This window comes from Blautia sp. OM07-19, from assembly GCF_003481595.1.
Lineage (GTDB): Bacteria > Bacillota > Clostridia > Lachnospirales > Lachnospiraceae > Blautia_A > Blautia_A intestinihominis.
In genome coordinates this window covers 1-1,938 of sequence record NZ_QULA01000080.1, presented here as the reverse complement: position 1 = coordinate 1,938, position 1,938 = coordinate 1, and the positions used below count along the sequence as shown (strand labels likewise).

1 protein-coding gene is annotated in these 1,938 nt (G+C 42.1%); it reads right to left on the bottom strand.

The features are described 5' to 3' along the window. Positions 1-515: 515 nt before the first annotated feature. Positions 516-1,805 (bottom strand): IS110 family transposase, encoded by a 1,290-nt coding sequence (locus DXC01_RS19880; RefSeq protein WP_118254582.1) that lies wholly within the window; start codon positions 1,803-1,805, stop codon positions 516-518. Positions 1,806-1,938 lie beyond the last annotated feature (133 nt).

Below are 1,938 nucleotides of genomic sequence, written 5' to 3'. Positions count from 1 at the left end.
TTCCTCCCTATATAGTCAAGTCTTTTTTCCTTGAAAATCAAGGATTTTTTAGTGTTTCATCAATAAATATCCCAGAAGAAGGAGCCATAGGAATGGACATTTCTCTGTATCTGGTACGAAAATAGTGGATTTTGGGTGCACGAAGTAAAACGTCTTCTTATTTCGTTTTACATGGCCTTGTGTGTACCCATCCATCTACGGCAGCGAACCTCCCATATCTACCAGGATCATCAGTCTATGCCAAGTCCTAACTTCTCTCGTCCCGCCTGTCCATAACCAGGGTGTCAGCTTAGCTCCTCTACAGGGTCATGCCCTCTGGAAAATATTCCTGCCGACTACTGGCTCATTCTTTGTTTGTTGTATTACTGACTTCTTTCCTGCAACAGCACCTTCCGGTGGACGTTTTCCTGTTACATTCCATTTGTTTATTGCTTCCAGCTATCATGGCTGGTCTCAGCCCTTCATTCTTTCCTTTCAAAGGCTCAGACCGGCCATGATACACTGTTTCTTTCTCTTTATGCTGCTAACTGTATTTCTGGTCTTACAATGTCATTTAACATCTTCTGACTGTCATAATCCACGCCTTTCGTTAGTATCGTATAAAATATCCGGATCAGTTTGCATGCCACCGCTATCACCGACTGCATCTTTTTTAGTGGATTTTTTTCCCTCGTCCGATAATAACTATGGATCTCTTTAAACTCTTTATTTTTCCCAATCACGGATATCGCAGCTTCATACAATGCATATCTCAAACGCTTTCTTCCCCTGTGGCTGATCCTGCTCTCCCCGTTATGTTTCCCGGAGCTGTCTGCAACAATGGCATAACCGGCAAGTTTCTGCACCTGTTTCGGATTATCAAAACGTCCAATGTCTCCTACTTCTGCGATAAAGCAGCTTACCGTCTTTATCCCTATCCCATTGATCTCCATCAGCTTATCTATATAGGGAATCTCAGAAAGTGTTTCCTTTATCTCTTGCATAAGTTCATCCATCCGGTTTTTGTATGTTTCGTAGTCATTCAGTAGGTTTCGGATCTCTTTCCTGGCACTTCTCGGTGCTTCCGTATTTCCGATGCTGTGCTCCGCTGCTGTTACCAGGGTCGTTGCCCTCTTTATCCCAGCGCCTTTCAGCCTTGCATCTCTCCATATCTTATTCACTCCATTCACGCCAAGCTCTTTGATATCACATGGCAGTGGTGCCTGTTTAATTACCATCAGTCCGCTTACCGCATCCGGATTCCTGTAAACGTCTTTTATTTCTGGAAAATAAATGCTGAACCAGCGGGCGATCCTGTTTTTGATTCTTGTAATCTCTTCCTGTGTCTGAATACGAAGGTTGGACAGATTTCTGATCTCTGCATAGATTCCGGTTGGAATATATGGATAAGAAAATCTTCCCTCATTCACCAGACCCGCAATTGTTTTTGGATCTTTACGGTCATTCTTGCTCGGGTTATTATCATCCAGTTCTTTGGACTTCTTAACATGATGCGGATTTACATGCACCGGCTTCATTCCCTGTTCCTGCAGGTACGCTCCAAGGTTCAGCCAGTAATGTCCCGTCGGTTCCATTCCTGGAATAATCGTTTCCATTCCATGTTTTTCCGCCATATCATTCATCCATGCTTTAAAAGAAGCAAATCCGGCTTCGTCATTACTGAAAGCAAAAGGCTTTTTCGAGTACTCATAATTGCGCCAGTTAAAAGCCCTTGCATAATGCGTTTCACTTCCAACATCAATACCAACAATTAAAGTTTTTTCCGTAATAGATGCAATTTTTGCGTTCTGTGTGTTATAATTCATTTCAAGTACCTCACTGTTTGATAAGATTTTTTACTAACCGTCCAAAGTCAGTAATCTTATTTTACTCTGAGGTATTTTTTTCTCAACCTTCTTTCTCGGAATTCCCTATATTTGAATTATACAAGAAGCTCCT